Origin of the sequence: Dyella sp., from assembly GCF_035685885.1 — a bacterium.
Lineage (GTDB): Bacteria > Pseudomonadota > Gammaproteobacteria > Xanthomonadales > Rhodanobacteraceae > Dyella.
On the sequence record NZ_DASRZX010000076.1, the window covers coordinates 1 to 7,366 of the forward strand.

The window sequence follows — 7,366 nt, forward strand, 5'->3', positions numbered from 1 at the left end:
CATCGCGTGCTGATGCTCACCGCCGAACTGCTGGATTTTCCGCGGCACCTTTCGCAGCACGTGGGCGGTTTCGTCATCTCCGACCAGCCGCTGTCGCACCTGGTGCCGGTCGAGAACGCAGCCATGGCCGATCGCACCATCATTCAGTGGGACAAGAATGATCTCGACACCATGGGCCTGCTCAAGGTCGATTGCCTGGCGCTGGGCATGCTGACCTGCGTGCGCAAATGCCTGGACCTGCTGCGTACGCATTACGCCTGCGACCTGAGTATGGCGGCGATCGGCAAGGAGCCTGGCGATGAAGCCACCTTCGAGATGATCCGTCGGGCCGACACCATCGGCGTGTTCCAGATCGAGAGTCGCGCACAGATGGCGATGCTGCCCCGACACCAGCCGGAGAAGTTCTACGACCTGGTGATTCAGGTGGCCATCGTGCGGCCTGGCCCCATCCAGGGTGGCATGGTGCATCCCTATCTGCGTCGCAAACGCGGCGAGGAGCCCATCACGTATCCCTCCGAGGCGCTGAAAGAGGTTTTCGGGCGTACGCTGGGCGTGCCGCTGTTCCAGGAGCAGGTAATGCGGCTGGCCATGGTGGCTGCCGATTACTCGGCCGATGACGCCGATGCCCTGCGGCGTGCCATGGCAGCATGGAAACGCCATGGCGGCATGGAGAAGCATCGAGACAAACTGATGCAAGGCATGCTCAGGAATGGCTATACCGAAGCCTTCGCATTGCGCATCTTCGAGCAGATCAAGGGCTTTGGCTCCTACGGATTCCCCGAAAGCCATGCCGCGAGCTTCGCCCAGATCGCCTACATCAGCAGCTGGCTGAAATGCCATTACCCGGCTGTTTTCCTGTGCGCCTTGCTCAATGCGCAGCCGATGGGCTTCTATGGGCCAAGCCAACTGGTGCAGGACGCGCAGCGTCACGGCGTGGGCGTCCGTCCCGTCGATGTGCGATACAGCGCGTGGGACAACCTGCTGGAAATTGATCGCGTGTCCAAAGGTGGTTATGCGATACGGCTCGGTTTTCGCCAGGTGCGCGGCTGCCGCGAAGAAGTGGGGCATCGATTGGCGGCCATGCGTTCGCAACAAGCCTTCCATGACATCACCGACCTGTGCGCACGCACGGGATTGGATCGGCATCATCAGGAAGTCCTCGCGGAATCGGGTGCATTGCGTGGACTGGCCGGTCACCGCCATCGTGCCCGCTGGGCCATGGCCGGCATCGAGCCACAGCTACCCTTGTTCGGCCACGCCAGCCCGGTGGAAGAAGCGGTGGCGTTGCCGCCGCCTTCCCAGGCGGAAGACACCCTGGCGGACTATGCGCGTGTCGGGCTTAGCCTCGGGCCGCATCCGCTCCATCAGATCCGCTCACGCCTGCGCGCCGCGCGCTGCCTGGATTCGCGTTCGCTGCATGCCCGGCCTCATGAAAGCCATGTGCGCGCGGCCGGCCTTGTCACCCAGCGCCAGCGTCCTCAGACGGCCAGCGGTGTCACCTTCATCACCATGGAAGACGAGTTCGGCCCGATCAATGTCGTGGTGTGGAGGCACGTCGCCGAACGACAGCGTCGCATCTATCTTGAAGCGCGGCTGCTGGGGGTGGATGGCAAGTGGGAGCAGGTGGATGGCGTGAGTCATCTCATCGCGCATCGGTTGATCGACCTTAGCCCCTTGCTCGGATCACTCGACAGTCGTTCGCGCGATTTCCATTGATGCACGCTGCACAGATGTGTCGTTGCGTGGTGACATGAGCCTGTTTCACATGTGAAACAGGCCGCGATATGCGTGCTGCATGCAATGCCTTCGCATTGACGCTGGCAGGATTCGCCCCGCGGCACGTGAATACGCTGCCTGTGCCGGCACGGAAGGGGTGGTCTGAATGCGGTCGCGGCAGGCCTCGTCTTGCGCACGGCTTCGAAGCGTGCGGGCGCCAGGTTGCCACGCGGCGACACCCGGGTCGTTGGACGTCTTGCTGACCGATGGTGAGCGACATGTTCAAGCACATCTTGCTTCCAACCGATGGCTCCGAGCTTTCCCTGCGGGCTGTCGATATGGGTATCGACATTGCGGTCAGGCACGGCGCCAGCGTCTTCGCGCTGCATGTCATCAAGCCGCCGTCAGGCGTGCAGCACCTGTCGGACATGCTGGTCCTTCCGCTGGACGAGCGAACGCGGAAGGTGACGCGAAAGGCCACGTCCTATCTCGACGCCGTCAGGCAGCGGGCCGAGGCGGCGCACGTGGAATGCCATAGCGGTTATGAGTTCGACATGCGCCCCTATCTGGCCATCATCGCGGCAGCCAGGAAGCAGCAGTGCGACCTGATCGTCATGGGGTCGCACGGGCGAACAGGGCTGGATCGGCTGCGCCTCGGCAGTCAGGCAAGCAAGCTGCTCGTAAGCGCTGACATTCCCGTGCTTATTTGTCGTTGAGCACGACACGTCGGTTACGTAAAACTACGTACGTAGTTTTCGTTGCTTGATTTACGTGTGCAGCGAATCGGCGTCAAAAGGACGTCTAAACAAGCCGTCTTGGCGCGGGCTGCAAATCGCCCCGGGCGCGGCGTCCGCGCCGACCGTTTTCGCGATTTTCCGATGTTTTACTGGCTTTGCGATCGAGAGAAAAAGTCTCCGCATGTCGGTCGATGTCGTGTCCGCTCAAGCGATGAAGCTTTCGCGCCACGGCATCTTTTTGCATGCGAAAGATGCCATCAACGGGTGCGAATTTCGCTAAAAAATGCTTCACGTCACCTTGATCCGGCCGCGACCATTCTCTGCCGCGGGTGCAACGCCCAATGGGGTAGGGGCGCAGCTTTTGATGTTCGGATGTCAGTCGTTTGATCGGCTGGTCACGCGCGTTCGCGCGGTGGTCGATAGCTCCGGATCCAGAGACTGGAGGAACTGATGAGCGGCACGACGAAGAAGATGAGCATGATGCAGTTGACCGTGCTCGTGGCGGTCAACATGATGGGGTCGGGCATCATCATGCTGCCAGCCAACATGGCGCAGGTGGGCGCGATTTCGCTGCTTTCCTGGATAGTCACCGCACTGGGATCCATGGCCATCGCCTACGGTTTTGCCCAAGCGGGCCTGCTGAATCAGCGCGCCGGCGGCATGGCCGCCTATGCCGAGGATGCGTACGGCAAGGGCGGCTACTTCCTGACGTTCTTTCTCTATTTTCTTTCGCTGGCCATCGGCAACGTGGCCATCGCGATCTCGGCCGTCGGCTATCTCGCGGCGTTTTTTCCCTGGCTGTCGTCCTCTCCGATGTCGACATGCATCGGCGTGATCGGCCTCATCTGGTTGACCACCGTGGCGAATTTTGGCGGACCGCGCATTACCGGTCGCATCGGCGCCATCACCGTGTGGGGCGTCATCGTGCCGGTGGCCGGTCTTTCGATCATCGGCTGGTTCTGGTTCAAGGGGTCGACCTTCTCCGAAGCGTGGAACCCCCAGGGCCTGAGCCTGATGAAGGGTGTTGATTCGAGCATTGCGCTGACGCTGTGGGCGTTCCTTGGCATGGAGTCCGCCGCGCAGAATTCCGATGCCGTCGAGAACCCGAAACGTGACGTGCCCATGGCATGCATGCTTGGCACGCTCGGCGCCGCCGTGATCTACGTACTTTCCACCACCGTCATCCAGGGCATCGTACCCAACAAGGAGTTGGCAGAATCCACTGGCCCGTTCGCCTTGGCCTACTCGCAGATGTTCAGTCCGGGCGTGGGTTCGGTCATTCGTGCATTGGCCATTCTTGCCTGCCTCGGCTCATTGCTTGGTTGGCAATTCACCATCGCGCAGACCGCCAAGACGGCGGCGGAGGACCGGTTGTTCCCCCGCTTCTTCGCAAAGATCAACAAGGTGGCCGCACCTATTATTGGCATGATCGTCATGGGCGTTGTGCAGACCTTGCTCGCCTTCTCCACGGCGTCGCCCAGCCTGAGCAAGCAGTTCCAGGTGCTGGTCAACCTTGCCGTGGTGACCAACGTGATTCCCTACATCATTTCGTTGTCTGCCTTGATGATCATGATGCGCAAGGCTGGCGTGAACGAAGGCACCTACAAGCTCAATACCTTCGTCGCGACAGTGGCGATGCTCTACAGCACCTATGCCATCTATGCCTCCGGCATGGAGGCTGTGCTGGGCGGCACCATCGTCATGGCGCTTACCTTCCTTGTTTACGGTTTCCTGGCTCCACGATTCCCTTCGCCAGTGGCCGCGACCCAGCCGGTCCGTGCACCTATCGCTTGAGCGAAGCCTTGGCCTCAGGAGAGAACATATGTCAAGCATGAAGGGTGTCGCGATGCGCAACCGTCTGTTTTGCTGGGTGCTGCTGGTGGTCTTCTTCTCGCCGGTGTCGGCCGCCCTCGCCCAGGAGCAGCAACCCGCGGGCGCCAGCACGCTGGAGCGCATACGCGCGAGCGGCAAGGTGACCTTTGGTTTTTACAACGAGGCCCATCCATTCACTTACCAGGAAGCATCGGCCCCCCCCGACGGCTACGCCATTGCCCTGTGTCGGGCCGTCGCCAGTGCGGTGCAGCAGGAACTCAAGCTTCCGAACCTGTCCACGCAGTTCGTGGCCGTGGATAGCGAGACTCGCTTCAGCGCCGTCAAGGAAGGGCGGGTCGACCTGCTGTGTGGTCCATCCGTGCCAACGATGTCCAATCGCGAGCAGGTGAGTTTTTCCATTCCCATCCTCGGTAGCGGCACGGGCGTCATGGTGAGAAAGGATGCGCCGGCCGCTTTCAGGGAGCTGCTGGAAACCGGGCAAACGGCGGGGCGCCCCGTCTGGCGTGGTTCGCCCATGCTGGCTGCCTTGCAGCAGCGCACGTTCGCGGTGATCTCCGGTTCGCTGCAGGAGCGCCTGTTGAAGGAGCGTCGCGAACAACTCAACGTCAACAGCGTCATTTCGCTGGTGCCGGACTTGGCGACTGGACTCAAGCAACTGCAGGAGGGCAGGGCCGACGCCTTCATCGCAGAGCGCAACGTGTTGCTCGATCTCGCCAAGCGAGACACCTCGGGCGAACTCGTCGTACTCAATCGCGTTTTCGACTACGAGCCGCTGGCCTTCGCGGTGAGCCGCAATGACGCCGACTTCCGCCTGCTGGTTGATCGCACGCTGAGCCAGCTCTATCGCTCGGGGAAGATCGATGCCATTTACGAGCAATACCTCGGCAAGCCCGATCAATCGGCCAAGGACTGGTTCAGGAAAGCTGCCGTGCCTGAGTGAGATATGCAGGCACGGCATTCACAAGGGACGAAGCAGGGCGCCAAGCTGAGCTTCGATAAGCGCAACGGGCGCCACATCAGGCCTTCGCGAGGCTTGGCCGCGCAAGGAAGGAACCAATGAACGCCAGCCCTGAAGCGCGTCTGTCGCACCGGCCCGTCATTGAGGGGAGGACAACGTGAAGGCGGGATATCGGGGTATGGGCATCATGTGCGTCCTTGCGCTTGTCGCGCTGGGCGCATGCAAAAGTGACAAGACGGCTTCCGGTGGTCCGGCGGCGTTGCCGGTGGGCATCATCACGGTCGGCCAATCCGACGTGCCGGTGATCTTCGATTTCGTTGGCCAGACGCAAAGCTCGCAGGAAGTGGAAATCCGCGCCCGCGTCAACGGATTCCTCGAGCATCGCGTGTACAAGGAAGGTGCGCTGGTGCATGCGGGCGACGTGCTTTTTCGCATGGACGCCAAGCCCTTTCGTGCTGCGCTTGATGCGGCCCAGGCCGAATTCCGGCAGCAGAAAGCACGGCTGGATACCGCGCAGGCCAACCTCAATCGTGTGCGGCCGCTGGCAGCGAAGAACGCGTTGAGCCAGAAGGACCTCGATGACGCCACTGGCCAGCAGCAGGCTGCTGCAGCGGCGGTGGAGCAGGCCAGGGCCGATGTCACCAGTGCGGAGCTTAACCTCAGTTACACGACGATCACGTCGCCGGTTGACGGGTTGTCGAGCTTTGCCAAGAAGCAGGATGGTTCGTACATCGATGCCAGCGACAGCTTGCTCACCTATGTGGCAAAGCTCGATCCGATGTGGGTGAACTTCAGCCTGTCGGAAAACGAGTTCCTGCAGTTTCGCTCCGAATCGCAGTCCGGCAAGCTGAAAATCCCGGCACAGGGCGGCCTGGAGGTCGACATCGTGCTCGCCGATGGCAGCCAGTATGGCCACCACGGCCACATTGCGTTTTCCGACGCTGCGCTCAACACCGAGACTGGCACCTATCTGGTGCGCGCTGAGTTCACCAATCCTGATGGCGTGTTGCGTCCGGGCCAGTTTGTCCGCGTGAAGGTTCGCGGCGCGCGCATCACCGGCGCGCTATCCGTTCCGCAGGAGGCTGTGCAGCAGGGCGAGCGTGGTGCCTTCGTGTGGACCGTCGACGAACAAGGCAAGGCCAAGCAGCGCGCGGTAGAGACCGGTGGCTGGAATGGCAATGACTGGATCATCAACTCGGGCCTGCGCGCCGGAGATCGCGTGATCGTGGAGAACATCGTCAAGCTCGCTCCCGACATGCCGGTGGCACCGCATCCGTTCAAGCCAGGCGAAGCCAAGCCGCCGGCTGCCGGAGCTCCGCAATGAGCATGTCGCGGTTCTTCATCGACCGCCCCATCTTCGCTTCGGTCATCTCCATCATCATCACGGTGGCGGGCGGGGTGGCGATGTTGAGCCTGCCCATTGCCCAATTCCCGGAAATCGCCCCGCCGCAGATCACCGTGTCGGCCACTTACCCGGGCGCCAGTTCGGACATCATTGCGCAGAACGTCGCCGCGCCGATCGAGCAGCAGGTCAACGGCGCCGACCACATGATGTACATGAACTCGTCGTCGTCCTCGACCGGCGACATGTCGCTGTCGGTGTTCTTCGAGATCGGGACGGATCCCTCGCTCGCGCAGGTGGACGTGCAGAACCGCGTCAACCTCGCGCTGCCCCAACTGCCGGCGGCGGTGCAGGCGCAAGGCATTTCGGTGCAGAAGCGATCCTCGTCGTTCATGATGATCATCGCGGTGTACTCCCCAGACAACCGCTACAACGAAACCTACGTTGCGAACTACGCGAATCTCTACGTGCTCGACGCGATCAAGCGCGTGCCCGGCGCGAACCAGGCGAGCATCTTCGGCAACCCCGACTACGCCATGCGTATCTGGCTCAAGCCCGATCGCATGGCGAGCCTCGGCATCACGGCGACCGACGTGCAGCAGGCGGTGGCGAACCAGAACCAGCAGTTCGCGGTAGGTCGAATCGGTCAGCCACCAACGGGTGTGCCAGTCGAGCAATCCTTCAATCTCACCACAATCGGACGGCTCACGGACCCGGCGCAGTTCGACAACATCATCCTGCGGGCCGAGAGCGGGCGCGCCGCTCTGGTGCGCCTGAAAG

7 protein-coding genes are annotated in these 7,366 nt (G+C 61.9%); 6 read left to right on the plus strand and 1 reads right to left on the minus strand.

Features of this window, described 5'->3' with window-relative positions; genetic code table 11:
- A partial coding sequence (locus tag VFG49_RS09410) for an OB-fold nucleic acid binding domain-containing protein (RefSeq protein ID WP_324859772.1) occupies nt 1-1,716 on the plus strand: 1,716 nt, incomplete at its 5' end.
- 278 nt (nt 1,717-1,994) lie between these two features.
- The gene (locus VFG49_RS09415) at nt 1,995-2,432 is read left to right on the plus strand and encodes a universal stress protein (protein ID WP_324859774.1); all 438 of its coding nucleotides are present in this window, start codon (nt 1,995-1,997) and stop codon (nt 2,430-2,432) included.
- Nucleotides 2,433-2,517: 85 nt separating this feature from the next.
- Here the strand turns inward: VFG49_RS09415 and VFG49_RS09420 are convergent, their stop codons facing one another.
- Nucleotides 2,518-2,745 (minus strand): hypothetical protein, encoded by a 228-nt coding sequence (locus VFG49_RS09420; RefSeq protein WP_324859776.1) that lies wholly within the window; start codon nt 2,743-2,745, stop codon nt 2,518-2,520.
- A 158-nt stretch (nt 2,746-2,903) separates the two neighbouring features.
- Here VFG49_RS09420 and potE point away from each other — a divergent pair, with 158 nt between their 5' ends.
- The 4 genes from potE to VFG49_RS09440 form a co-directional block, all read left to right on the plus strand.
- A complete protein-coding gene (gene potE, locus VFG49_RS09425; protein ID WP_324859778.1) occupies nt 2,904-4,247 on the plus strand; it encodes a putrescine-ornithine antiporter in 1,344 nt (447 codons plus the stop codon).
- Nucleotides 4,248-4,275: 28 nt separating this feature from the next.
- On the plus strand, nt 4,276-5,226 hold the full coding sequence (locus tag VFG49_RS09430) for an amino acid ABC transporter substrate-binding protein (protein ID WP_324859780.1): 951 nt from the start codon (nt 4,276-4,278) through the stop codon (nt 5,224-5,226).
- Between the two features lie 196 nt (nt 5,227-5,422).
- A complete protein-coding gene (locus VFG49_RS09435; protein WP_324859782.1) occupies nt 5,423-6,568 on the plus strand; it encodes an efflux RND transporter periplasmic adaptor subunit in 1,146 nt (381 codons plus the stop codon).
- On the plus strand, nt 6,565-7,366 hold an 802-nt coding region (locus tag VFG49_RS09440; RefSeq protein WP_324859784.1), incomplete at its 3' end, for an efflux RND transporter permease subunit. The genes VFG49_RS09435 and VFG49_RS09440, both read left to right, overlap by 4 nt.

Bases quoted from the DNA above. Each gene is read 5' to 3' on its own strand.
- VFG49_RS09435 (WP_324859782.1), top strand. From the start codon at position 5,423: ATGGGCATCATGTGCGTCCTTGCGCTTGTCGCGCTGGGCGCATGCAAA.
- potE (WP_324859778.1), top strand. From the start codon at position 2,904: ATGAGCGGCACGACGAAGAAGATGAGCATGATGCAGTTGACCGTGCTC.
- VFG49_RS09415 (WP_324859774.1), top strand. From the start codon at position 1,995: ATGTTCAAGCACATCTTGCTTCCAACCGATGGCTCCGAGCTTTCCCTG.
- VFG49_RS09430 (WP_324859780.1), top strand. From the start codon at position 4,276: ATGTCAAGCATGAAGGGTGTCGCGATGCGCAACCGTCTGTTTTGCTGG.